The sequence below is a fragment of the Rheinheimera maricola genome, assembly GCF_016918075.2.
GTDB classification, from domain to species: domain Bacteria; phylum Pseudomonadota; class Gammaproteobacteria; order Enterobacterales; family Alteromonadaceae; genus Alishewanella; species Alishewanella maricola_A.
In genome coordinates this window covers 15,170-39,576 of record NZ_JAERPS020000011.1, presented here as the reverse complement: position 1 = coordinate 39,576, position 24,407 = coordinate 15,170, and the positions used below count along the sequence as shown (strand labels likewise).

22 protein-coding genes are annotated in these 24,407 nt (G+C 49.8%); 12 read left to right on the top strand and 10 right to left on the bottom strand.

Annotated features, from left to right (window positions below):
- Position 1 precedes the first annotated feature (1 nt).
- The 9 genes from hemC (at position 2) to I4W93_RS19525 (ending at position 9,453) form a co-directional block, all read left to right on the top strand.
- Positions 2-931, top strand: coding sequence for a hydroxymethylbilane synthase (gene hemC / locus I4W93_RS19565; protein ID WP_205313516.1), 930 nt, complete (start codon positions 2-4; stop codon positions 929-931).
- Positions 928-1,695: a uroporphyrinogen-III synthase gene (locus I4W93_RS19560; protein WP_205313517.1), complete on the top strand. Its 768-nt coding sequence runs from the start codon at positions 928-930 to the stop codon at positions 1,693-1,695. The genes hemC and I4W93_RS19560 overlap by 4 nt, the downstream gene beginning before the upstream one ends.
- Positions 1,692-2,807, top strand: coding sequence for a uroporphyrinogen-III C-methyltransferase (locus I4W93_RS19555; protein ID WP_205313518.1), 1,116 nt, complete (start codon positions 1,692-1,694; stop codon positions 2,805-2,807). Before I4W93_RS19560 ends, I4W93_RS19555 begins: the two co-directional genes overlap by 4 nt.
- Entirely contained in the window at positions 2,804-3,886 is a 1,083-nt protein-coding gene (locus I4W93_RS19550) for a heme biosynthesis HemY N-terminal domain-containing protein (protein ID WP_205313519.1), read from the top strand. Before I4W93_RS19555 ends, I4W93_RS19550 begins: the two co-directional genes overlap by 4 nt.
- Positions 3,887-3,896: 10 nt before the next feature.
- The gene (locus tag I4W93_RS19545; protein WP_205313520.1) at positions 3,897-4,406 is read left to right on the top strand and encodes a DNA-deoxyinosine glycosylase; all 510 of its coding nucleotides are present in this window, start codon (positions 3,897-3,899) and stop codon (positions 4,404-4,406) included.
- 343 nt (positions 4,407-4,749) lie between these two features.
- Positions 4,750-6,141: a Type 1 glutamine amidotransferase-like domain-containing protein gene (locus tag I4W93_RS19540; RefSeq protein ID WP_205313521.1), complete on the top strand. Its 1,392-nt coding sequence runs from the start codon at positions 4,750-4,752 to the stop codon at positions 6,139-6,141.
- Positions 6,142-6,216: 75 nt separating this feature from the next.
- A complete protein-coding gene (locus I4W93_RS19535; protein ID WP_205313522.1) occupies positions 6,217-7,275 on the top strand; it encodes a cyanophycinase in 1,059 nt (352 codons plus the stop codon).
- Between the two features lie 94 nt (positions 7,276-7,369).
- Complete coding sequence (locus tag I4W93_RS19530) at positions 7,370-8,071, top strand: hypothetical protein (protein ID WP_205313523.1); 702 nt, start codon at positions 7,370-7,372, stop codon at positions 8,069-8,071.
- Between the two features lie 200 nt (positions 8,072-8,271).
- On the top strand, positions 8,272-9,453 hold the full coding sequence (locus I4W93_RS19525) for a TonB family protein (RefSeq protein WP_205313524.1): 1,182 nt from the start codon (positions 8,272-8,274) through the stop codon (positions 9,451-9,453).
- A 165-nt stretch (positions 9,454-9,618) separates the two neighbouring features.
- Here the strand turns inward: I4W93_RS19525 and I4W93_RS19520 are convergent, their stop codons facing one another.
- The 7 genes from I4W93_RS19520 to I4W93_RS19490 all read right to left on the bottom strand — a co-directional run bounded on the left by I4W93_RS19520 (position 9,619) and on the right by I4W93_RS19490 (position 14,036).
- Positions 9,619-10,146, bottom strand: a complete 528-nt coding sequence (locus I4W93_RS19520) for a hypothetical protein (RefSeq protein WP_205313525.1) — start codon at positions 10,144-10,146, stop codon at positions 9,619-9,621.
- Positions 10,118-10,507 carry a hypothetical protein gene (locus I4W93_RS19515; protein WP_205313526.1) on the bottom strand — a complete coding sequence of 130 codons (390 nt, stop codon included), beginning with the start codon at positions 10,505-10,507 and terminating at the stop codon, positions 10,118-10,120. Before I4W93_RS19515 ends, I4W93_RS19520 begins: the two co-directional genes overlap by 29 nt.
- Positions 10,486-11,070 (bottom strand): RHS repeat-associated core domain-containing protein, encoded by a 585-nt coding sequence (locus tag I4W93_RS19510; protein ID WP_205313527.1) that lies wholly within the window; start codon positions 11,068-11,070, stop codon positions 10,486-10,488. Before I4W93_RS19510 ends, I4W93_RS19515 begins: the two co-directional genes overlap by 22 nt.
- A gap of 511 nt (positions 11,071-11,581) precedes the next feature.
- A complete protein-coding gene (locus tag I4W93_RS19505; RefSeq protein WP_205313528.1) occupies positions 11,582-11,998 on the bottom strand; it encodes a hypothetical protein in 417 nt (138 codons plus the stop codon).
- Positions 11,998-12,924 (bottom strand): RHS repeat-associated core domain-containing protein, encoded by a 927-nt coding sequence (locus I4W93_RS19500; protein ID WP_205313529.1) that lies wholly within the window; start codon positions 12,922-12,924, stop codon positions 11,998-12,000. Before I4W93_RS19500 ends, I4W93_RS19505 begins: the two co-directional genes overlap by 1 nt.
- A gap of 277 nt (positions 12,925-13,201) precedes the next feature.
- Positions 13,202-13,600 carry a hypothetical protein gene (locus tag I4W93_RS19495; protein ID WP_205313530.1) on the bottom strand — a complete coding sequence of 133 codons (399 nt, stop codon included), beginning with the start codon at positions 13,598-13,600 and terminating at the stop codon, positions 13,202-13,204.
- A 25-nt stretch (positions 13,601-13,625) separates the two neighbouring features.
- Positions 13,626-14,036, bottom strand: a complete 411-nt coding sequence (locus I4W93_RS19490) for an acyl-CoA thioesterase (protein WP_245217637.1) — start codon at positions 14,034-14,036, stop codon at positions 13,626-13,628.
- Positions 14,037-14,200: 164 nt separating this feature from the next.
- On the opposite strand from I4W93_RS19490, the gene I4W93_RS19485 reads away from it, so the two are divergent.
- Positions 14,201-15,517, top strand: coding sequence for a TonB family protein (locus I4W93_RS19485; protein WP_205313532.1), 1,317 nt, complete (start codon positions 14,201-14,203; stop codon positions 15,515-15,517).
- A gap of 60 nt (positions 15,518-15,577) precedes the next feature.
- Here I4W93_RS19485 and fre read toward each other — a convergent pair whose 3' ends face one another.
- From fre to ubiD, 3 genes are read right to left on the bottom strand one after another with little or no spacing between them, the layout of a single operon-like run.
- Complete coding sequence (gene fre, locus I4W93_RS19480; protein WP_205313533.1) at positions 15,578-16,285, bottom strand: NAD(P)H-flavin reductase; 708 nt, start codon at positions 16,283-16,285, stop codon at positions 15,578-15,580.
- Between the two features lie 26 nt (positions 16,286-16,311).
- Positions 16,312-16,590, bottom strand: a complete 279-nt coding sequence (locus I4W93_RS19475) for a 2Fe-2S iron-sulfur cluster-binding protein (protein ID WP_205313534.1) — start codon at positions 16,588-16,590, stop codon at positions 16,312-16,314.
- Positions 16,587-18,077, bottom strand: a complete 1,491-nt coding sequence (gene ubiD / locus I4W93_RS19470; RefSeq protein WP_205313535.1) for a 4-hydroxy-3-polyprenylbenzoate decarboxylase — start codon at positions 18,075-18,077, stop codon at positions 16,587-16,589. The genes I4W93_RS19475 and ubiD overlap by 4 nt, the downstream gene beginning before the upstream one ends.
- A gap of 157 nt (positions 18,078-18,234) precedes the next feature.
- Here ubiD and I4W93_RS19465 point away from each other — a divergent pair, with 157 nt between their 5' ends.
- Positions 18,235-18,876 (top strand): class II aldolase/adducin family protein, encoded by a 642-nt coding sequence (locus I4W93_RS19465; RefSeq protein ID WP_205313536.1) that lies wholly within the window; start codon positions 18,235-18,237, stop codon positions 18,874-18,876.
- Between the two features lie 274 nt (positions 18,877-19,150).
- Complete coding sequence (locus I4W93_RS20395) at positions 19,151-24,328, top strand: S8 family serine peptidase (RefSeq protein ID WP_205313537.1); 5,178 nt, start codon at positions 19,151-19,153, stop codon at positions 24,326-24,328.
- Positions 24,329-24,407 lie beyond the last annotated feature (79 nt).

Genomic DNA, 24,407 nt, shown 5'->3' with positions numbered 1-24,407 from the left:
CATGACAACAATTCGTATTGCAACCCGCAAAAGTGCGCTGGCACTGTGGCAGGCCGAATATGTGAAAGCTGAACTGCTGCGCCATCATCCGCAGCTTAATGTCGAGCTGGTGCCGATGTCGACGCAAGGCGACAAAATTCTCGATACGCCGTTGGCTAAAATTGGCGGCAAAGGTTTGTTTGTTAAAGAGTTGGAACAAGCCATGCTAGATGGCCGCGCCGACATTGCTGTGCATAGCATGAAAGACGTACCGGTAGATTTCCCAGCGGGGTTAATGCTGCACACTATTTGTCCGCGGGAAAACCCGCAGGATGCTTTTGTGTCGAATCAATTTGCCAGCCTCGATCAACTGCCGCATGGCGCTGTAGTAGGTACCTCAAGTTTACGCCGACACTGCCAGTTAAAAGCCCTGCGACCAGATTTAACCGTGCGCGATCTGCGTGGCAATGTGAATACACGGCTGGCTAAATTAGACAACGGCGAATACGCGGCCATTATCTTAGCCGCTGCCGGTCTTATCCGCTTAGGGTTTGAACAACGCATTGCCAGCCTGCAGCCGGTAGATCAGAGTTTGCCTGCCAATGGCCAGGGTGCGGTGGGCATTGAATGCCGCAGCGATGATATTGCCGTGCAGCAATGGCTGGCGCCGTTGGAACATGCGCCCACCCGCGCCTGCGTGCTGGCCGAGCGTGCAATGAATCGTCAGCTGCAGGGCGGTTGCCAGGTTCCCATTGGCGCTTTTGCCGTGATTGAGGGCAACAGCCTATGGTTGCGTGGTTTAGTCGGCGCCATTGATGGCAGCGAAATTATTCGCCATGACGTGCGCGGCCCCGTTGCCGACGCCGAGCAACTGGGTACTGCACTGGCAGAACATTTACTAGCGCAAGGTGCTGACCGCATTTTACAGGCGGTATATCAGGCGGCACAATGAGCAGCCATAACCTTAGCCAATCCATCCCGTTTTTAATAACCCGGCCAGCCGGCAAAGCTGATAATTTGTTGGCGGCACTGGATGAAGGCGCTGTTGGCTATTTATATCAACCCTTAATTGTCACGGCACAGGTGGCGGTTACCCCGCACGATATACAGCAGCTTCAGCAAGCCGATGCTATTGTGTTTGTTAGTGTTAGCGCCGTTAGCAGCTTGCAACAACAGGTAGACGCTGTGGCGTTAAGCGCGCCTTTGTTTGCCGTGGGCCAAACTACAGCTATGGCACTGCAGCGCTGGCTCGGCTGCGATGTTGCGGTGCCGGAAGATCAGCGCAGTGAAGGTTTATTACAACTGCCACAGCTGCAACAAATAGCGGGTAAAAATGTTGTTGTGGTGCGTGGCAATGCTGGCCGCGAATTGATTAAACAGGGGTTGGTGGCGCGCGGTGCCACCGTGCGTTATGTGCAAAGTTATAAGCGGCTGCCCTTGCCGTTAGATGGCCCACAGCTGTGTCAGCAGTGGCAGCTGGCGGGCATTCGTTGTATTGTGGTTACCAGTAACGAAATTTTACAGCAACTGTTTAATCTGGTTGGCCATGAGCATCAGCACTGGCTGGAACAATGCGATTGGATCCTGGTTAGCCAGCGAATGCGCGACAGTGCCATCGCCTTAGGTATTGCAGAGCAGCGTATTACGCTGGCCGCCAATGCCAACGATAGTGCTTTACTGGCTGCAATAAGCCAGCTTAAGAGGGAATATCAATGAGCGACACCTTAGAGCGCGCAACCGAAGTTGAAGCGCCACTGCAGCAGTTAAAACAAAAAATTGATGCTGAACCTGCACCACGCAGCGGTAGCAGTGTAGCCGGCGGTTTAAGCCTACTACTGGTTATAACGCTTGGCGGCGGCGTCGCTGCGGCCGGCTACTGGTTGTGGCCACAATGGCAAAGTTTACAGCAACAAAGTTCGGTACTGGCGCAAAATCAACAGCGCTTGAGCGAACAAAGTCAGCAACTACAAGACAGCAGCAAGCAATTACAACAACAGCTAACTGCCGAGCAGCAACAGCTATTAAGCCAGTTGCAGCAAAATCTGGCGCAACAGCAACAACAATTGACCGCCCAAACGCAGACCCAAATCCAGGCAGTGCGTCAGTTAGTGCAGGAACGTGACAGCGCACCACCGCAACATTGGATCCTGGCCGAAGTTGATTATCTGCTGAAGCTGGCGGCACAAAAAGTTTGGCTGGAGCAGGATATCAGTACCGCGCTGGCACTATTGCACAGCGCCGATGAAAAACTGGCGGTGTTAGACGACGCCTCGCTGCTGCTGGTGCGCCATGCTATAGCGGCAGATCAACAACAGCTGCAAACTGTGCGTATCACCGATTTTAGTAAAGTGCATGTGCAGCTACAGCAGCTACGCCAGCAGGCTATGCAATTGCCGTTAAAGCTTCAAACGGCCGCCAAGCCCGTGCTGGCTCCCGACGCAACGTTGCAGAACTGGCGCGCTACCTTAGCCTATCATTGGCAAAATACCTGGCAGGGTTTGCTGAACCCCAGAGCCGCCATGCCAGAAGACTATTTTGACTTAACCACTGAGCAACAACTCATGCTGCGTATCGCATTGCAGCAGCACCTGCAGTTAGCTCAGTTAGCCGTAATGCAACAGCAACCTGCCGTTTATGTTGCGGCATTGCAGCAAAGCAGTGATCAACTGCAGCGATATTTCAATGCTGCTGATCAGGCAGTGCAACAGTTTAGCAGTACCCTAACGCAGCTGGCGGCGGTAGATGTTACACCACCGGCGCTTAGCGCATTAACCAGCCCGGCTCAGCTGCAGCAATATCAGCGCCAATTGGCAGGAGACGGCTTATGATCCGGGTAATACTGCTTGTTGCCGTGCTGGCGGTGGCTATGTGGTTTGGCCCTATGCTGGTAAACAATGCTGGCTACGTAAAAGTGGTTGTTGCCAATAGTGTATTTGAAACAACCTTATTGGGGCTGGCAATACTGGTATTAGCGGTTTGTGGCATGTTGTGGTTGTTTGGCGTTATATTGCGTAAGTTGTTGCGGTTGCAGCATGTGTCATTTAACTTTCTGAGCTGGCGCCGCCAGCGCAAAGCGCAGCAGGCTTTTGAATTGGGGTTACAAGCTTACGCCAAGCAGCAATGGCAACTTGCCAGCCAGCATTTTAACAAAGCCTGCGCAGACGGCTTTATGCACAACGAAAAACGTTTACTGGCAGCGTACGCCGCGTTTTATGCCGGCAATACCGCTGCGGCCAATCAACATATTGATGCCTTGCCCGATGACAGTAGTAGCCGCTACTTTGTCCGCGCTGATCTGTTGTTGCAGCAGGGGCAAGCCGCCCAAGCCAGCGTGCTGCTAGCCGAAAAAGTCACCGCCGATACCGAAGACAAAGGCCTGGGCCAGCTTTATATGTATGCGTTACAACAGGCCGGACAATGGCAACAGTTATTGCAACTGGTGCCCGCCGCGCTTAAGCAGCAGTGGTTTGACAAAGACAAATGGCAACAGCAACGCTTCAATATTTATCCGGCGGCGATAAGCCAGCTTAGCCAGCAACAGCGCTTTGATGATGCTGCCGAATACTGGCAAAATCTTCCGGCGAAAGAGCGTAAATCTACTGCAGCTAATATCGGTCGCGCCTGGGCCATGGCGCAAAGCGGCCAGAATGACGCGGCTGAAAAGCTGTTGCTAAGCCACTTGCAGTTGGCAGAGCTGCCGCAATTGTTGCCGTATATAAGACAGATCCCGTTAGGCCGTTCGGTATTAAAGCTACGCAAACAAGCACAACACTGGTTGCGTGACCATGCCAGTAACGGTTACTTATATGCACTGCTGGCGTATCTGGCGCAGCAAGAAGGCGAGCAAGAGCAAGCTGAGCTGGCAATGCACAAAGCGCGGCAATACGAACCCTCGTTAAAGTTTTGATACCAGGGTTATGCAACCTAATCCGTTAACCGGGCTGGCCGCTGTTGCGCAGCCCAATGCGCGTATATTAATTCTCGGCAGCATGCCCGGTGCGGCCTCATTGCTGCAGCAACAGTATTATGCTCACCCACGCAATATGTTCTGGCCGATTATGGCACAGCTGGCGGGTGTTTCAGCGTCGCTACCTTATGCCCAACGACTAAATGCGCTTAACGCCCACGGTATCGCACTGTGGGATGTCATCGCCCAGTGCCAGCGTACTGGCAGTTTAGATAGCGCTATCCGCGCTGAACAAGCCAACGACTTTAGCGGCTTTTTTGCCAGCCAGCCCGCTTTGGCGTTAATTGCCTTTAATGGCACTAAAGCCTGGCAAAGTTTTAAGCGCTATGTCCTGCCACAGCAAGCAATGCCTGCCGGTATCAGCCTGCTGTGTCTGCCTTCCACCAGCCCGGCACATGCAGCCTTAGGGTTTGAGGAAAAACTTAAACATTGGCACCAACTTAGCGAATTTTTAACCTAGTGGGTGCATTTTGTTAAATTAGGTACGTGTCGGTTTTTTTTACATAATGGCATTTAATTGCTTGACAGATTTGGCATCTCGCACAATATTGTTTAGTAATTGAACTGTCATGTGGCTGTGTTATGCCAACATTTTTTTGCAGCGCTGGAAACAATCAGCAGTGGGTCGCCCGGCCTACCAATCTGCACGGCTGTTCAACAGACTATCACCTATCTGAGTGGTTCGACGAGTAGCAATTTCCCCTTCACGTAACTCCAGAATTTTTTGCCCGGCACTGTGCTGAGCAAAATGCTGTGGCCGTTTGGCCTTTTTCCTAAAACATTACAATAAGCAGGAAGTAAAAATGAAAGCACTAAGTCTATTAGGCGTAGTTGCGCTATTGCTATGTGGCAATGCGCAGGCCTGTTTGCAACAAGAGAGCGAAAACAACAATAGCGAAAGCAGAGCGGATGGCCCACTATGCAGCGGCGTAGCGGTGCAGGCGGCTATTGGCAGCCGCACTGATAGCGACTGGTACGTCTTTGATACCACATCAACCGGTAATATCAGTGTTAGCCTAAGCCACGGCAATAATGCCGATTTTGATTGGTTTTTATATCGTGCCAGCGGTAGCTATATTGCCTCTGGCCAAAGTAGTTCTAATCCTGAAAGTGGTACCTATAGCGCTTCACCTGCTGGCCAGCATTTTATCAAGGTGACCCGCTACAGCGGTAGCGGCGCTTATCAATTGTCTGTTACTTTTAATGGCTCAGGCAGCGGCGGTGGTGGTGAACCAGAGCCAGAACCAGGTAACTGTAGCTACGGTGCCAGGCCGTCCAAACCAGGTGGCCTTACGGCAACGATAGTGGGTAGCAGCTCTGATACTTGCGTTAGTTTAACCACACCTGCTGTGTTGCTAATGGGCGGTGGCGCAGATGTTGACGCGGCATTTAGCAATCGCATTAAACCGCATATTAAAGGCGGCAATGTCGTGGTATTGCGCACCTCGGGTACAGCGGCCTACAACAGTTACCTGCAAGGATTAACTAACGCAGCATCGGTAGAAACCTTAATTGTGAACACTCGCACCAAAGCCAATAGCGATTATGTCGATTGGGCAATTCGTGCTGCAGAATTTGTGTTTATTGCCGGCGGTGATCAGTCTGATTACCTCAACCAATGGCAAGGCACCAAAGTTGAAGATGCGCTATTGCATGTTTATAACAAAGGCGGCGCAGTAGGGGGAACTTCTGCTGGTAACCATGTGCTGGGCCAGTTTATCTATGATCCGGACGGTGTACTGGGGGCGATTAGCTCAGAAGCGGTAACTGACTTCTGCCACGAGACGGTTAATATCAGCAATGATTTCCTTAACCTAGCGCTGTTAAACGGCATTATTACCGACACTCACTTTGAGCAACGTGATCGTATGGGGCGCTCTGCTGTGTTTCAAGCCAAGCTAGGCAGCACCGGGCGGGTGGTGGCAATATCTGAAGCCACATCGATGTTTGTTACGGCAAATGGCAATGGTGTTGTTGATGGCGCCAATGAAGTGTATGTACTGCGTGCCGACAGCCAAACGCAGTACCAGCAAACCAGTTGTGGCCAGCCCGTTATTATTAACAACCTGCTGCGCTATAAATTACTGCCGGGCCAAAGTTACAACCTGCTGAACAACAGTACTAGTGTTAGCCCAACACGGTTAAGTATTGACGGTCGCAGTGGCAGTTTCTACAACCCGGGCAATCCTTACTAGGCATGATGCCGGTTAAGCTGTAGTACAGCCTGTCGCTGCTAGGCGACAGGCTTTTGTTTAAGAGGTAGGGCTACAATGAAAGCGATATTAGCGCTGGGCATGATGTTGTTATTTGGATGCACGCAGCAAGGACCAGATGAGGCGAGTAAGAATACGTTAGACGCGACAGCCAATGCCGAACAATGCGGCTTTGGCCCAAGGCCAGCTAAGCCGGCGGTATTGCAGCGTTTTGCCGTTGGTTATACAGAAGATGTTTGTGTGCCTTTGTTTCCCGAACGTGCTGGCGTAATTCTAATGGGTGGTAGCACTGATGTAGACAGTGTATTTGTTGATAAAGTGCGGCCATATATTCAGGGTGGCAACGTGTTGGTACTGCGCACTCAGGGCGCTGATGGCTACAACGATTATTTATGGCATTTGCTGCAGGCTGCGTCGGTAGAAACCTTGTTGGTCGACAGCAGAGAAAAAGCCAATAGTGAATATGTCCGCTGGGCCGTGCGCTCGGCAGAGTTTATCTGGTTTGCCGGTGGTGATCAGTCAACATATATTGCTAACTGGCAAGGTACCGCCTTACAGCAAGCACTGCATAATGCCTATAACCGCGGCGCCATTATTGGCGGTACCTCTGCCGGCAATGCCATTCTTGGTAGTATAGTGTACAACCCAGATGGTGTGGGCAGCGCGGTGTCGAGCGAGGTAGCGCAAGATTTTTGTCATGAAAACATTAAATTTAGCCCAGACTTTTTAGCCGCACCTATGCTGGCCAATACCATTACCGATACGCATTTTAAGCAGCGCGATAGGATGGGGCGGCTTATGGTGTTTTTAGCGCACCATCAACCACAAAACCTAACCGGCATAGCGGTGTCAGAACGCACGGCAATGTGGGTGGAACGCTCTGGCAATACTGAGATATTTGGTGAGCATGAAGTCTATATTGTGCGCGCGGATCAACAAACGCAATATCAGCAAACCCGCTGTGGACAACCGGTTCAAGTCAGCGATTTATTGCGTTACCGCTTAGTGCCAGGCAATCATTATCAGTTGCAGCAACATTTGTCTAATGTCAGCCCGATACGGTTGAGTTTTGATGGTTATAGCACGCAGTTATACAGCCCACAGAATCCGTACTGATAACGTCAGCTAGCCTTCTGTTTAAGCGCAAACTGAATTAATTGCTGTCTCGCTGGTCTGACGCAGACTAAAGCAAAAGCAGGGACAGCTATTTTTGTCAGGTGTAATTCTTTCGGCCAAAGCCTTTTTCAGGACCTATGGCTGTGCGCTGGTGCTGGCGCTATTACTTCATGCACTGCTACTGGTTGCGGTGCTACAAACCCGCTTTACACCGGTGGCGAAGCCGTCGGCTGCTAAGCCAATAGTATCGTATTTGTACCAACCGCCAGCGCCTGAAATAAGCGCTGATACCACACCGGCTGCGGCAACAACGGCGCCCGCATCCGCTAATGTAACAACGCCTGCTCAACGCATTGATAACAGCACTGCGGTTGGCCCCAAGCCATTAGCTGATATTGCTGACGAAACACCAAAACAGCAAACAGAGCAAGTGGCGCCGGCGCCGCAACAAAGCCTGGCACAGCGTGCGTTAAGCCGGGCAGCAACCGTCGACCCGGTTACGATTGAACAAACCGCTGCAGCAAGTTATCAACAGTTTTTGCAGGCGCAGCAACAGCCCAAAATGACAGTAGAAAAGCGCCATCAGCAGCTAAGCACAGATCCTGCACTGCAGGTATTTGCCCAGTTGGATAATGGCCTGCAGCTGATCCGTGTCAAAGGAGGGTGTCGCTTTGCAGATCCGTCTAAAGAAGGTTTTGACGCCTTAATGGCCGCCAACGCGGTAGTGCCGTGCGGTGATGAAGCAAAGACCAGCGACCTGCTTAAACAGGCGCTGGAAAAGCATAGTAAACGCTAACTAGGTCTCAGCAATATGCTGTTCTAAACGCGCTTTCAGCTCGCCTTCAATCGCCACATTCTGCTCAATAACCCCGCGTGCTTCCTCAAGAAACTACAGGTAACGGGCATTATTTACATAATGTATTTCAGGTTTTTAACTTTTTATATTACTGTACTGCGCTGTAATTTCTTCTATCGTCGTTACTCAGGGACAAGATTATGCGCTGGTTGTTAGCATTGATTCTACTTTGGCCGGCTCTAGCTACTGCAGACTGGCTGGCAGCGATGCAAGCTTATGAAAAAGCTGATTATGCAACTGCCAGAGCGGGTTTTGAAAAGTTGTTACCGCTAGGTAATGCGCAGGCTGCATTTAATCTGGCTGCAATGGCATATCAGGGGCAGGGGCAGTCAGCTGACAACGTATCCGCGGTTGCTTATTTTGCCTATGCCGGTTATCTGGGTCATGTTGAGGCTGATAGCTTAAGACAAAAGATAAGTAAGACGCTGTCTGCAGAACAGCTGCATCAGGCTGAACAGTTGAGCATGCGCTTGCAACAATCGTTAAAAATTCCGCCGTTAACGGCCTGCAACAAACAAGCCGACGAAAGTCTGGTAGCTGAATGTGGAATGACAGCAGAAACCAGTCCGGCAGCGGCAATATCAACTGTTATTCCGAAGTATCCGTCGGGTGCCGCCCGCTACGGTATTACTGGTTATGTTCGAATGCGCTTTTTGCTAGATGCATATGGCAAGGTCCAGGTTGTTGATTTTTTGGATAGTTTTCCACGTAAAGTTTTTGATAGAGAAGCAAAGCGGGCATTACTGAAGTTTGAATATGCGCCTGTTGGTACAGCTGGCATAAGAACTATACAGTTCGACTTTACACTCGACAGTGGCGGGGGGATTACGCCGCAATTACTGTTGGCGCAGTTGGAAAAACATAACCTTTGGGTCTATGCGATAGCAGGTTCTCAGCAACACCAGGAAGCTTTAGGTACGTTTTTGAGTTTGTTGAAAAAGTACAGTCCTAATAAACTCGCCGTAGATCCTGCAGCCGTGTTAGATCCAGCAAACCCGGACTGGTCTGTATTCAGCACTCCGGCGAGTGTGAACGACAATCAGCAGTTTGTAGCAATACCGGAGATGTTTAGCGAAATCTTCTGGTGGCGCCAGGCAGCAAAAAATGGTGACTATGAAGCACAACGCATTCTGAGCTCGTTCGATCAGCGTTGGCGAGATTACCTGATTGAACAAGAAGATGCAGAAGTGATGGCGTGGTACGGCGCAGATCTTGTTATTAACGGCGATATTGAACGTGGTGTAGCGTTGCTTGATAAAGCCATCGCTGCAGGCTATGGCAATGGCAAAGATTTAAAATCAGCGTTGCTTGGCAAAAAGTAAGGCGCCCTTCTTGTGCGAGGCGCCTTAGCTAGTAGATACAGGCTTAGGTTAGTACCGGTTTTACTGGCACTGGTTAAGTTATACCTGGGATCAAATCCTGGCTTTTGCTACGCAGCAAAGGCAAATGGCAAGACGCGACCCCTAGGTTTCTGCATTTATCTCGGTTTAAGTTCGCTGATAAAAGATTTCTTTTAAATGTGCTATCGTTTTTAAATCAAGTGGGGTTGATACTATTCCCTGCTGCTTCTCAAAAAGTGACTCGAAATATCCCTTTCCTCCCAAGCGTTCAATGAATCCAAATTTTTTTCGGGATAAAAATATGACAACTTCTTCATCCAGCCCTACGATATAATTATCTGCAGTGAATTTTATAATAAAGCTGTAAGATTGCTTATTACTACATACAGAATCAACATCCAAAGATTTTAAATAACCGTCATAAATCTTTTCAAATCCAATGCCGCCTTTTAAATACGCATCCAAGGAGTACATTTCAACAGCTTCATTTATGTACAAATCTCTCAGCTTGCTGAAAACAGAGTGATCAATATAGTTTTCTTGAGCCGAATAATATTCTGATAGCAGAAATGCAGAATCAAAATCTGAATGCACAACCAAACTTTGAGGGTACATTTTCAATTTAAAAATATCAGTTAAAACATTATTAATTTGATTCTCTATACTTCCAGACATTTTTGCGTTCCCGAACTGTTAGTGTTTCGACATTTTGGCCATTCTCATTTGGGGTTGAATAGGAACCATGCGTTCCAATGTCTCCGTTTTCAGTCTGCTTTCGACCATTATCACCTAATACTCCCGGAGCTTTGTCCAGTAATTCAGCTACCGTCACTCCAGGTTTCAGAACTCTAATTTTAGATTTATCACTTTGCGGTTTTGAAATAGTATTCAAGTCATCTTTGAAATCTTGTACTTCCTCACTTGTTCCTGAGCCCTGTGACCGATCGGTGACATCATCTTTCCCTAGCGCATTTTGGATTAATGCTGCTGCAATTGTAGTAATTGGGCTGGTCGTTATTGTAGAAATATCTGGCACTGGCAGAGAACTGCCAGTATGCGACGGATTCCTGGACGACCGGGTATGTTAGGCCCAACCGGGGTAAGCGGCCGAGGTATAAGTATCGGCAGTCCTCGCCGACCATCCGGATCAACTAAGTTAACCGGATCATTGCCGCCATAGGCATACCAGTTCATGCCATCTTCGTAGCCTATCGGGTCGGTTTGCATAAAGCGGCCGAGCTTTGGATGATATACCCGTGCTTTGTAGTGGTAAAGCTCGGTGCCGGGTATCAGTATTTGCCCGGTGTACCTAAAGCGTGAAGCGCTTTGGTTTATCGGCTCGCCATAAGGGCCGTAGCGGTGGGTGGTTACTACACCGCCTGTGGCGTTGGTTTCACTGACAATAGAGCCGCGTTCATCGGCTAACAGGTAGCGCTTATTGCTGGTGCCAGTGCCGGTGTACCACACTAACGGGTCGTCGGTGCCGGCGCCATGAATGTAGCGGTTTAGCAAAGCACCGCTGGCGTTGTATTCGGCTACCAGCTCGTCGCCGTCGTATAAAAAGGTGGTTTTGCTGCCGTTTAAGGTACTGCTGTTCAACCGGCCTATGGCTTAAGGTAGTGCCGGCTAGGCGCCGCCTGGGGTCAAATCTTGGCTTTTGTCACTTAGCAAAGGCAAAAATCAAGACGCGACCCCAAGGTTCGTGGCGCAACACGTTGAAGCGCTGCATGCATTTACTCGACACCACCAGTTACAGCATTATATGAGACCAAGATTTCGTGGGGATCCCTCAGAACCTGACCCCCTTTGATTACTTACACCATAACCAATCAGCAACGCCGGTTCCAGGCAAACAGCTATCGGGATAAACGTGTCTTGTCGTTTCAAACGCTAGGGTTAAGAGCGATGGCTAAGCAGGTGATACTTACAACAGCACAGTGGCGCAATACCTTGCGCCACTGTAGGCACTTGCTGAACACGGCAAGTTACAACATTGAATGCGAGGGCTAAATTCGTGGGGATCCCTCAGAACCTGACCCTATTGATTCCCTGATAAAAACTAGCCCGCTAAGGGCGTAAAATCAATGAACCTGACCCTATTGATTCCTTATTAATCTTTATGAAATAAATCGTTCTCATCGACACTGTACTGAACTTGAAGCTCCCTCCATACATCTGCAAGAATTACATTGTAAAAAATCATAGCAATTAGAACAAAAATATACATAAATTTGTAACCAAAAAATGCTGATATACAAATAAAAACAATTATAATCCCATGCAGCACCAAAAAAGTCTTAAAAAAATATCGGTTTTTCGAAAAAAGAAAACTTAATGTTTTGCTTTTTATCCACACTGCCGCGCACAAGCATGTACCTAATAATAAACCTATATTATTGATTGGAAAAACCCAAGGCAGCAATGCAAAAGCTATTGTTACAGAAAATAGAACTGTTCTATTAAAAGGATTTCTAAGTATTTTGATAGCATGCGCATCACAAATCCCATGCTTTGTTGTATCGTTCATTATTGACCTCTAGCATTATTACTTGCTTGTCTAAATAACCAGGCGCTGCCTTGATTTGCGGTTTCTAGCGATAGCGTAATAGGCACTCGATACTGAACAGGCAACATTGGTACAACTGTCTTGTCGAGAGCATAAAAAGATCCCTGAACTCCTAGACCTGCATAATCAGCGCCTGTTGGTTGCGAATTCGTTAAAATACTGCCCAAGCCCGCAAGTAACCCTACCTCCGAAAACCTTGAGGCCAACGCTAAATTTCGAAAACCAATTGCAATAGGTGCACCAGCACTGGCAATCATCGCAGTCCCTGTTGCGGCATCAGCTAATACTTCTAAACCTTTGGCTTCAGCATAGGCGTGGTTTTCTTCATTTTGTAAACCACGCATCAAACATTGTGGCTGATTGCAAGCACGCATTTTGGTTGGGTATACTTTACCATTAGCTTGCCGCGACGAATACCTGTCACGCATGCGTCCTGAATCGTTAAGATCAGACACATCTCCGTCAATTTTATACCCACCACAGCCTCTGTCGGTTTTATACTTTCCGCATAAACCACTTGGGTCAACCTTATTAACCGGATCATTGCCGCCATAGGCATACCAATTCATGCCATCTTCGTAGCCTATCGGGTCGGTTTGCATAAAGCGGCCGAGCTTTGGATGATATACCCGGGCTTTGTAGTGGTAAAGCTCGGTGCCGGGTATCAGGATTTGGCCGGTGTATCTAAAGCGTGAGGCGCTTTGGTTTATCGGCTCGCCATAGGGGCCGTAGCGGTGGGTGGTTACTACACCGCCTGTGGCGTTGGTTTCACTGACAATAGAGCCGCGTTCATCGGCTAACAGGTAGCGCTTATTGCTGGTGCCAGTGCCGGTGTACCACACTAACGGGTCGTCGGTGCCGGCGCCATGAATGTAGCGGTTTAGCAAAGCACCGCTGGCGTTGTATTCGGCTACCAGCTCGTCGCCGACGTATACACGGCCATGTGGGTCAGATTTCTGAAGTCCACGCTAATGGCGTAAAATCAATGAAACTGACCCTTTTGATTCCCAGGGTTCAAATCTTGGCTTTTGCTCTCAGCAGAGGCAAAAGTCAAGACGCGACCCCATTGAATCCTCTCGGTCTGCTTACGAGCATTAGTTACATGGTTTATCTGCCAATGGGTGGTAGCAGAGATTTAATATGTTGTGACCCGACTAGCTTCGATTAGTTTTTATTCACCAGAAAGTATCGCTGTACCAGCAAAATATCGTCGTCACTCCACCCAAGATCTGAAACTGTTGCGGCTCTGTGGAGCCGCTTCTCAAAGTTTTCTCGCACTGTACTTGGGCGCAACAATCCTGGCTTAATTTCCGTGCAGAAGAACGCAGCTGAACGAATAGTTGATGCAAGTGCATCACACAGATTAACTGCAAGTACGGCATCGATCTCGCTGTTGAGTTCTTCCGCTATCGAATCCCCCAGCTTTCCTAAGCCAATCACCGTATACAGCTCAGGGCGGCTCTCTTGGACTTTTAACTGCGCCACATCAATAAGTCCCGGCCAATAGCCAAGGACACGCTCAAATAGCACGGAGAAATTAAGATTAGAATCCGGTTTACTCATTTTATGACCCTAAGATTAGCGCGAATTAGCTATCAGCAATATGCTGCTCTAAACGCGCCTTCAGCTCACCTTCAATTGCCACTGCTTTGCCGGTTTTCTGATCCAGACAAACAAAGGTTACCTGGGCATCGGCGGCGATAGCATCTTTGCCGGCTATGCGCACTTCTTGCGTTACCACGGCGCTTTTGCCGCCTACTTTGCTAAAACGGGTAAACACGTCCAGCGTATCGCCCATGGTGGCGGCCACCCGGTAGTTAATATTAATATTTACAATAACCCAGGCCAAACCGTGTTGGGCAAACCAGTCAATGTCGCCGCTGTCTTCCAAATAACCCCAACGGGCTTCTTCAAGGAACTCTAAATAGCGGGCGTTGTTCACATGCTGATAAATGTCTAAATGATAACCACGTACTTTAATTACGGTTTTGTGTGTCATGTTAGGCCTTTGTGTGTAAATCAGGTGCCGTGATTGTGGCATAGATTCACTGGCCAAACCAGACGCTGACTGCGTTGAGCGCAGTTACATATATAAAACAAATTTGCAAAAATTACGCTTAGCTATTAAGTTGTACCTAAATATATAAAGGCAAAGGAGACGACATGAAAAAGTGGCTATGGTTGGCCCTGCTTGGCTGTTCAGTTGCGCAAGCTGATATGTTAGATGCGTTGAAATCATATGAAAATAAGCACTACGCCGAGGCACAGCAACAGTTTGCTGAGCTATTACCTTTGGGTAATGAGCTGGCCGCATTTAACCTGGGCGCTATGGCTTACCAGGGCGAGGGGCAGCCGGCAAACCTGACTCAGGCATTGGCTTATTTTATGCTAGCGGCAGAACTGCGCTATGAGAAAGCCGCAGAGTTGCTGCCCGCGTTGGTTAAGCAAGCCACTGAGCAACAGTTAGAGCAAGCAAACCAGCAGCTTGAGCAGCTAAAACGTGTTGTTGCTATTAAGCCAACTGCGTTAGATAAGTCGCTGGATGCCGATTCGCCGGAACCTATTGAGCGAACGTATCCGAAATACCCCAGGAGTGCGGCGTTAAATGGTCAGTTTGGCTATGTGAAGCTGCGGTTTTTAGTCAATGAGCAAGGTAGCGTTACCGCAATCGATACCCTGGACACTTATCCGGAAAAAGTATTTGAAGCCAGCGCGGTAAAAGCAGTAAAACAATGGCGTTATGCCGCCAGCGGAAAAAAACACATCATGAATATCAGGCTCGATTATTCATTAGATGGTGGTGTCCGGCTGTCAGAAGTACAAAGAATAATGAATAAACATAAATTGTGGGATTATGCCGCGGCTGGCGCACCACAATATCAATTTACGCTGGGTACGGTACTGGCTCTTATTGCCGTGCAAAGTCCGAATCACTTTGTATTCGACCCCAAATTACCCTTGGCGGTGCAGCCTGATTTCAGCATATTCGATAAACGTGCTGCACTGCGTGCCGAATTAGACGGGTTCTGGGGTTACGCGACAGTGCGTGTTGCAAAAGACGGTACTATTACCGAACAGATTAAAACCCGGTTTGAGGATAACGCTGAATTAACCAATCTTGTCGGACGAAAGCTTAAAGGCAAAGTTGAGGCCGAGACATATGCCCTGGCGCGCTTATCTGCTGATGGTGCGACAAAAGTACGGGTAACTCCGGAAATTCGCGTGTCACGCGCTATGTCCGGCCTGTTTTGGTGGGAGCAAGCAGCAAAAAATGGCAGCGCAGACGCACAGAGGCTGATGGCCGCATATGATGCTCAGTGGGAAGACTACCTGCTGCAACAGCAACATGCCGAAGTGATGGCCTGGACCGGTACGCGCATGATTATCGACGGCCAGCGTGAACAAGGTATGCAGTTACTGGAGCAAGCGATAGCAAAAAATTATGCCCCGGCAACAGAGATGAAGCAGCAGTTTATGTAGTAGCGCGCTGCAGTAAGCAAAAACGCCCTCAACGGGCGTTTTTCTATCAAACAGCATGTATCAAATATAAGCAAACGCATCGGCGAACATATGCTCGCGGTGCGCGCCCTGTTCAATAAAGGCATTGCGCACTACGCCAGCCATAGCAAAGGGGCCGGCAACGTAAATATCGTAAGCCTCTAGTGAGACAAAATCTGCCAACACGGCTTCATGCACCATGCCGCTGCGGCCCTGCCAGCTTTGATCGGGTTGCTGTACCACCGGAATAAAACGATATTTACTGTTTTGCGCCGCCCACTGCTGCATAACGCTGTTGTGGTACAGCGCGGCTTGCTCGCGTACCCCCCAATAGACAAACACCGGCCGGTCTAACTTGGCGGCGGCGATAGTTTGCGCAATGCTGTACACGTAGGAAAAGCCGGTACCGCCGGCCAATAAAATCAGTGGCCGCTCGCTGTCGGCGCGAAAGTGCGCATTACCCAAGCCAATGTCAGCTTGCACCGGTTGTTGTAGCTGATGTTGCTGCAACAGGTGCGCCAGTGCCTGGCTGGCATATTGGTCGGCTACGCTACCGCCGATATGCAGTTCTAGTTGGCGCTGGCCTGGCGTACTGGCAATAGAAAATGGCCGTTTGTCGCTGTCGCTTAAGCACAGTTGCAAATACTGGCCACTGCTAAAGCTTACCGCTTGTGCTGGCGTTAACAGTACGCGGTTTACGGTAGGGGTAAGGGCTTCAATTAAATCTACGGTACAGGAAATAGTTGTCATAATGCTCTTCGCGATAACCTTAGCGCTTAGCCACGGATAAAAGGGTGGTGTAAAACCAAGTCGGTACAAGGATAGGCTAAACAACAGTAGGTAAACTGCTGTTGTTTGTCCAGTTCGGTTAGTGGCTGCGGCTCGTTATACTGCACCTCGCCGGTTTTTAGTTTACAAACACAGCTGGTGCATACGCCCTGGCGGCAACGGTTGGGAAAGTCGATACCATTGCGCAGGGCCGCTTCCAAAATGGTTTCGCCGTCGTGCACGGTAAAGCTGAGCTGCGCCGGAGCTATCGTTACCAAATGCGTCACAGTTTGGCGTCCTTAGCCGGCAGTGGAATGCCCAGGCTGTCCCAGATGGTATCTACGCGCTGTTTTACTGCGGCATCCATTACAATCGGTTCGCCCCATTCGCGTGTGGTTTCGCCAGGCCACTTGTTGGTAGCGTCCATGCCCATTTTTGAGCCTAAACCTGAAACCGGCGAGGCAAAATCCAGATAATCTATCGGCGTATTTTCAATTAACGTCGTGTCGCGCGCCGGATCCATGCGGGTGGTTATGGCCCAAATTACGTCCTGCCAGTCGCGGGCGTTAATATCGTCATCGCAGACAATAACAAACTTGGTGTACATAAACTGACGCAAATAAGACCACACTCCCATCATCACGCGCTTGGCGTGGCCGGGATACTGCTTTTTCATCGTTACCACGGCCAAGCGGTACGAGCAGCCTTCCGGCGGTAGATAAAAGTCGGTAATTTCCGGAAATTGCTTTTGCAAAATGGGCACAAACACTTCATTTAATGCCACGCCGAGTATCGCCGGTTCATCTGGCGGCCGGCCAGTGTAAGTGCTGTGGTATATCGGATCTTTGCGCATGGTGATGTGGGTAACAGTAAACACCGGGAAGTTATCGACTTCGTTGTAATAACCGGTATGGTCGCCGTACGGGCCTTCCGGCGCCATTTCACCCGGTGCGATATAACCTTCCAGCACAATTTCGCTGCTGGCCGGTACCTGCAAATCATTACTGATGCATTTGACTACTTCGGTATTATCACCGCGCAACAGGCCGGCAAAGCCGTATTCAGATAAGGTATCTGGCACCGGTGTTACTGCGCCTAAAATAGTGGCAGGGTCAGCGCCTAACGCCACTGACACCGGGTAATTTTGCCCCGGATTGGCTTTTTGAAACTCAAAGAAGTCCAGCGCGCCGCCGCGGTGCGACAACCAGCGCATAATCAGTTTGTTTTTGCCAAGCAGTTGCTGGCGGTAAATGCCTAAATTCTGCCGCTCTTTGTGTGGGCCTTTGGTAACTGTTAAGCCCCAGGTGATTAACGGCGCGGCATCGCCGGGCCAGCAAGTCATAATGGGTAGCTGGGTTAAATCAACCTGCTCACCGCTTAGCACTATGTCCTGACAGGCGGCTTTCTTTACCTGTTTTACTGACATGTTCAGCACCTGCTTAAAAATAGGCAGTTTACTAAAGGCGTCTTTTAAACCTTTTGGCGGCTCGGGCTCTTTTAAAAACGCCAGTAACTTGCCCACTTCACGCAGTGCGCTTACGTTTTCCTGGCCCATGCCCAATGCTACCCGCTGCGGTGTACCAAACAGGTTAGCCAATACCGGCATACTGTGGCCTTTCACGTTTTCAAACAACAGCGCTGGGCCAGCAGCACGCAGGGTGCGGTCGGCTATTTCAGTGATCTCCAGTACCGGGTCTACTGCAGCGGTAACCCGTACCAGCTCGCCGCGCTGCTCCAGCTGGGCTATAAAATCGCGTAAGTCTTTATATTTCATGCTCGCCATCAGGCCCTGTCAAATAATGCAGGCTATTATACAGCTCTGTGCCGCCCTTACCAGTTTTGGCCTGCTAAGCGGCTGGGGCCGGCGCGTATCACACTCTATAATAGGCCGAGGTTTTCTGACTTAACTATTGAATAAAGCGGCATATACGATGACAGAGCAGGAAGGGGTCATAAAATTTCAGTTGGATTTTAGCCAGCAGCCGGCACTCAGCGCTACCGATGTGGTGGAGATCAGCAGCTGGCGCGCCATTATGCTACAACTGGGTATGCTGGGCCAAACACCACAACGCTACGATAATTATGGTTTTGGCAATATTAGCCAGCGTTTTGGCGCGCAAAACCAGTTTATTATCAGCGGCACCCAAACCGGCGGTATCAGCAATATGACAGCCGCGGATTACGCGCTGGTTACAGATTGCCAGCCGCAGCAAAACCGCATTGCCGCAGCAGGTGAAACCAAGCCCTCGTCGGAAGCCATGACGCACGGCCAGTTGTATCAGCTAAGCGCAGACATTAATTTTGTCATTCATGCCCATAGCCCGCATATCTGGCAACATGCCTCTGCTTTGAGCCTGGCGCAAACCCGGGCGGAAGTACCATACGGTACAGTTGCTATGGCCGACGAAGTGGCACGGCTGTTTGCCGATACCAAAGTATTACTGCAGGGTATTTTCACCATGGCCGGTCACGAAGATGGTGTAGTGGCCTTTGGCCAGTCAGCAGAGCAGGCCGCACAGCGTCTGATTGGTTGTTACGCTAAAGCATTGTCTTTCCCCCATTATCGCTTTTAATCTTTTCACATCATCCCAGTCATAAAACCGCCAGTCTTGAGACTTTAGTCCCATAAAAGCCCAGCTTAAGGTCAATGGTTACTTATTAAGCAGGGCGGTATGCTGAACGTGTCAATGGTATTTGTAATCTCTGGCCCGGCACAATCCTTCGATGTTTATGCTAAGTGCGGTTGCAAACCTTGCTTTATACGATGCCTGAGTAGGTGGTGCATTAATTGCCACCTTAACTGGTGCGGCATCGGATGATAACAATAGCGAAAATTCAGGAATCAACATGATACGAATTAAACTTATCACTACAGCCGTAGCGGCAGCACTTTACAGTGCCGGTACCGCTTACGCGTCGGGGCTTGCGATCCCTGGCCAGCAAGTGCAGCATCAACTGCAACAGCCTAAGCTTGATATGCAAAAAATTTATCAGTATTCCGACCAGGCGCGTCAACGTTATGATTCAATGGCGCAAAACGATGGTCTAAACGTCCAGATTAACCGCCAGCACGGCAAATTTACTGCTGAAGACGGTATTCGCGGTGAGCACGTTTATATCGTGCGTTTAACCAAGCCCGCGCTGTCAAACGCTAGCTTTAGCGATGCTACGTTGGCGCAAATCAGTAACAATAAGCAGAAATTGTTCCGTGCCGGCAAAGCTGTCACGTCGGAAGTTGTGCAGTACCGCCAGCAATTGTTGCAGCAACAGCATGACTTTGTGCAACAGGCTACGGGGCTGGTTGGGCAGCTAAACGTGCGCCGCCAATTTACCAATGCTATCAACGGCATGACAGTAACCATGACGCAAGAGCAAGCCGCACAACTTGCCAGTTTGCCGCAAGTGCAGTCGGTACAGCGTTCTAAACTCTATGAGTTACTCACCGATGCCGGCCCTGAACTGATTAAAGCCGATACGTTATGGACCGGCACTGCCGATGCTACGGTAGGCGTACCTTACAAAGGTGAAGGTATCATCGTAGGTATTGTAGATACCGGCATTAATACCGATCACCCGTCATTTGCAGCAATCGCGGAAGATGGCTATAGCCATACCAACCCTTGGGGTGCAGGTAATTATGTGGGTGACTGCCAGAAAGCAGGTTTTGAGAACCTGTGTAATGACAAGCTAATTGGTGTGCGCAGCTATTCAGTAATTACAGATAAGTTTACTTCGGGAGAATTAGGTGCAGTAAGAGCGGCTGTCGGTGAAGACTATCAGGGGCACGGTTCTCATGTTGCCTCAACCGCTGCTGGCAATCCACTAAGCAATGTTGATTTTGTCACGTCGCAAAGTGCCAGTGCCGGTGATGGTGAAGTGGTGCTACAGGGCATGTTCCCGCGCATTAGCGGTGTGGCACCCCGTGCTAATATTATTTCCTATCAGGTGTGTTATCCGGCAGCAGAAGAAGTAACTGGCTGTCCGGGCGAAGCTCTAATTGCCGGTATTGAGGATGCCATCAGCGATGGTGTCGATGTCATTAACTTTTCTATCGGTGGCCAGGATTCACACCCATGGTCAGACGCGGTAGAGATGGCGTTTCTAAATGCCCGTGAAGCCGGCATTATGGTCGCGGCAGCGGCTGGCAACTCTGGCCAGGCAAACGGTGCGGCTGAATTTTTTGGTGCTATCGACCATGCTTCCCCCTGGTTAATGAATGTGGCAGCGACAACACATGGCCGTGAAGTTGTGGTAGAAACACTGTTGGCTGACCCTCAGTTTGTTGATCCTGCAACTGCGGGTAGCAAATTGCCGGGCTGGAGCAGCCTGGCTGGTGGCTCAATAACAACAGAAGCTGTTACCGGTGTGGTGTTGCGTGCAGCCGATTACAACAATGTCAATGGCGTTAAAGATCAATACTGTGGTAGCGCCTATGCCCCAGGTACCTTTGATAACTACCCGGATGGTAGCCCGGTTGTCGATGGTAACGGCAACCCGGTAGATACCCTGGTGGTATGTGCCCGCGACAACCTGGCTAATGCTAACGGTGTAGCCCGTACGTTAAAAGCTGATAACGTTAAAGCCGGTGGTGCCGATGGTTTTATCATGTACAACTTCGCCTCGGCTGATCCAATAGTGTATACGGCTAAATATTCTCTGCCGTCGATACACTTAAGCTATGGTGATTGGTTTGGCCATGTCAGCAATGGCAGCTACGGTCTGGAAGACTGGACGCGATCAACCAATGGCCGCGGCCACCTGATCACCATTGAGCCGACCGTGATTGAGCGCCGGGTAGATGACGCTAATGCAGACTGGCTGGCCCCGTTCTCATCACGTGGCCCAAGCCCTTCAACACCTGAAGCCTTGATCCCGGCCGTTGCAGCGCCGGGTGTCAGTATTTATGCCGCCTATGCCGACGAAAAGCCGTTCACAGATAGCCCAGCTACTGCCGATTTTAACTTTTTAAGTGGTACCTCTATGGCATCACCGCATGTGGCCGGTGCGATGGCATTGTTGCACCAGGCCCATCCTGAATGGACGCCGGCTGAAGTGCAAAGTGCGCTGGCGATGACTGCCGACAATGTGGTGAAGTATCGTCGTCTGAACTCAGCAACCGGCGATGTCGAGCTGGCATCGACCTACCGCGCCGGCACCGGTCGCATCAACGTAGAAAACGCGGTGAATGCGGGCTTGGTATTAGATGAAACGGCGGACAACTTCCGCGCCGCCGATCCGCTAAATGGTGGTGCAGTGCATAAACTTAACCTGCCGCAACTGGTTAATTTTAGCTGTAAGCCAAGCTGTACCTGGCTGCGCACTGTTAAAGCCACAAAAGACGGCAATTGGTCGGTAACGTCTGATGACGTGATGAACTGGAGCTATGATTCGCGTTCCCAATCTAAACAGAACGGCGTGACTATTGACGTTAGCCCCAGTGAGTTTACGCTGGCCGCCGGTGAAACGCAGGTATTAGTGGTTAAAGCATCGGTAATGGATACGCAAGACTGGTTCTCTAACGCCGAAGTTGAGTTGCATTCACAACTGGTGTTTACCGAGCAAAGCGGTACTAGCCCGCAAGCACATTGGCCAATGGTGTTTAAGTACGACATGAACAATATGCCTGCCAGGCTGGAAGCGATAGCGCATGCTAATAATGCCAGTGCGGTGTTTAAAGGTGTCGAATTACCTGAGGGTAACCACCATGGCCGGGTGTTTACGCCGGTAAAAGCCGACGTCATCGAAGTCACGTTGCCCAAAGACGATGATGGCACGTTCCCGTGGAGCAGCAACATGGATCTGTCGGTGGATGTGACAGAGCGGCTGGATGAAGCCACCGTTAGCCATTTTGTCACCGTTCCTCAAGGAGCAAAACGCCTGATTGCAGAAACGATTGGCAAAACCATTTCGCCGTTAGTCGACAGCTTCGACATTGGTAACCTGAATGTGTACGTTGGTAAAGACTACAACGGCAATGGCTTGCCTGATATGAATGATGAGATCCTCTGTGTATCTAATCATATTTCGTATAATAACTTCTGTAATATCAATAACCCGGAAGCCGGCGATTATTGGGTTGTACTGTATAACTCGCGCCAGGGTTCCGCGCAAAACAACTATTATGACAGCGTTGAAGAAACCTTCCGTTACGCTGTTACCGTAGTTAACGACGAAGTCAGTAACGATATGTCAGTTGACGTGCCTTACAGCGATGGCAGAACAGCGGTCGATATCCGCCTGAACTGGGATATGTCTGAGATGGCCGAAGACGACATTTATTACTCAACCATTGATTTTGGTAGCTCAGCGGTCAATGCCGGTAATATCGGAAAAGTCGGCCTGAAGCTGGTACGTGGCGCAAATGAAATCAGTCTGGACGTGCCGAATACGGCGGCCAAGCGCGGTGATAAAGTGCCATTTACCTTTGCCGTGTTGCCAAACAACAGCGGTGCAGATCGTCAGTTTACTATCGCGGCCACGATCCCCGCCGGCCTGAAAGTAACTGCAGCGGATGTACTGACATCGAACAGCGATATCGTTACTGACATAGCGCTGGATGGCGACCAATTGCTAATCAGCGGTATGCAGCCAGACACCTCAGACGTGGTAGCAGACTATATTGTCACCACTAACCTGAATGATGCAATGTGCCGTACACCAGATTTTGGCAACAGCAATGTCGGCGGTTATGTTAACCTGGCGGAGTTTGGTATCCAGCCAGCGTTTAGCGGCTTTGCCCCGGTTGAGTACGACGCCAATGGCCGCGCACTGAACAATAAAGACAACAGTGTGCAACACCGCAATGGCGTCGTCGTGCCGATGAGCGCGTTATTCAACGGTTATCACGACAGTTTCCACCTGTATAACAACACCGATGAGCTAAATGTCGGCAAGCAAAATGCGGTAGAAATTCGTGGCACCGGTTTAATTTCGCTGTGGGAAGGCCAGCCACTGTTTTCTCCTTACCATTTACGTTTCCCGTATAACTCGTTCCCGTATGAGTCTGTTGCTCCATTATGGCGCTCATTGGGCGGTGGTGTCGGTGCAGCGTTAAATCAAGATCAAATGAGTGTGCCGCTGGACACTTTAGGCCAAGACCGTTCAGGTATTACCCTAGCAAGCACCCAAACCGGCTGGGCATTGATTGAGTTTGACAATGCCCGCTCATACGGCAACCCGGTGCGTGCTGCAGACCGCACGTGGAGCTACACCGAACGTGATGACCGTTTTGATTTCCAGTGGATCTTTAACGTCAATGTGAATCACCAACAAGGCCAGTACGAAATGTTCTACGCCTACGACAACATTGATTTTGGTGCACAAGATGGCCGTGGCTCAATTGGTATACAGGGTTTCCGTGGCCAAATTTATAACCGGGGTCCACTAGGTGCTTATCTGGCTAAAGATATGGCCTTCAACGATGTGCAGGATAAAATTGCCGATGGTCTGGTGTACTGCTTCGACTACAACGGCCCTGAGTCATCGCAGTTTGAAGTTACCGTATGGGGCGAAGTTGGCGCTAATGCAGCGGGTACGGACTTAGTGTTTAGTGCAGTAAGTCAGGTTGAAGGCATGGCAGACATTGCTATGAGCCATAGTCTTCGCGCACCAAGCAACATTACTGTGGGCGGTATTGCCAATCATGAAGTGGCTGAGAACGCGGTACTGCAAGACATAGCGGTGTACTATGTTGATGAAGAAAACAGCGTTAACACGATCAGCGTATCTGGTGACAATATCACTGCACAAGTCAGCGGCCATGAGTCCGGCTCGACTATCACTATTACCCCTAAAGCCAACTTCCATGGTGAAGTGCTGGTGACGGTAACAGTTGCCGATGTTGAAAACCCGGCAGATGCCGCCAGCACGCAGTTCAGCTTGACTGTTGTGTCAGACGGCAAAGAACCGGTAGTGGTTACGCCGCCGGTAGCGAAACCTGTTGCCAAAAGCTCAGGCGGCAGTTTCGGTATCTGGATGTTAAGCGTATTTGGCTTACTGATGTTCAGAAAAAGGGCTAGCCGTTAAAAAGTAACAGGCAGACGAGATAGGGATTTCCTCTGCCGATCACAGCAGCATAGACTGTGAGCAATAAAATAAGATTAAA

Bases quoted from the DNA above. Each gene is read 5' to 3' on its own strand.
- hemC (WP_205313516.1), top strand. From the start codon at position 2: ATGACAACAATTCGTATTGCAACCCGCAAAAGTGCGCTGGCACTGTGG.
- I4W93_RS19560 (WP_205313517.1), top strand. From the start codon at position 928: ATGAGCAGCCATAACCTTAGCCAATCCATCCCGTTTTTAATAACCCGG.
- I4W93_RS19555 (WP_205313518.1), top strand. From the start codon at position 1,692: ATGAGCGACACCTTAGAGCGCGCAACCGAAGTTGAAGCGCCACTGCAG.
- I4W93_RS19550 (WP_205313519.1), top strand. From the start codon at position 2,804: ATGATCCGGGTAATACTGCTTGTTGCCGTGCTGGCGGTGGCTATGTGG.
- I4W93_RS19545 (WP_205313520.1), top strand. From the start codon at position 3,897: ATGCAACCTAATCCGTTAACCGGGCTGGCCGCTGTTGCGCAGCCCAAT.
- I4W93_RS19540 (WP_205313521.1), top strand. From the start codon at position 4,750: ATGAAAGCACTAAGTCTATTAGGCGTAGTTGCGCTATTGCTATGTGGC.
- I4W93_RS19535 (WP_205313522.1), top strand. From the start codon at position 6,217: ATGAAAGCGATATTAGCGCTGGGCATGATGTTGTTATTTGGATGCACG.
- I4W93_RS19525 (WP_205313524.1), top strand. From the start codon at position 8,272: ATGCGCTGGTTGTTAGCATTGATTCTACTTTGGCCGGCTCTAGCTACT.
- I4W93_RS19520 (WP_205313525.1), bottom strand. From the start codon at position 10,146: ATGTCTGGAAGTATAGAGAATCAAATTAATAATGTTTTAACTGATATT.
- I4W93_RS19505 (WP_205313528.1), bottom strand. From the start codon at position 11,998: ATGAACGATACAACAAAGCATGGGATTTGTGATGCGCATGCTATCAAA.
- I4W93_RS19495 (WP_205313530.1), bottom strand. From the start codon at position 13,600: ATGAGTAAACCGGATTCTAATCTTAATTTCTCCGTGCTATTTGAGCGT.
- I4W93_RS19490 (WP_245217637.1), bottom strand. From the start codon at position 14,036: ATGACACACAAAACCGTAATTAAAGTACGTGGTTATCATTTAGACATT.
- I4W93_RS19485 (WP_205313532.1), top strand. From the start codon at position 14,201: ATGAAAAAGTGGCTATGGTTGGCCCTGCTTGGCTGTTCAGTTGCGCAA.
- fre (WP_205313533.1), bottom strand. From the start codon at position 16,285: ATGACAACTATTTCCTGTACCGTAGATTTAATTGAAGCCCTTACCCCT.
- ubiD (WP_205313535.1), bottom strand. From the start codon at position 18,077: ATGAAATATAAAGACTTACGCGATTTTATAGCCCAGCTGGAGCAGCGC.
- I4W93_RS19465 (WP_205313536.1), top strand. From the start codon at position 18,235: ATGACAGAGCAGGAAGGGGTCATAAAATTTCAGTTGGATTTTAGCCAG.
- I4W93_RS20395 (WP_205313537.1), top strand. From the start codon at position 19,151: ATGATACGAATTAAACTTATCACTACAGCCGTAGCGGCAGCACTTTAC.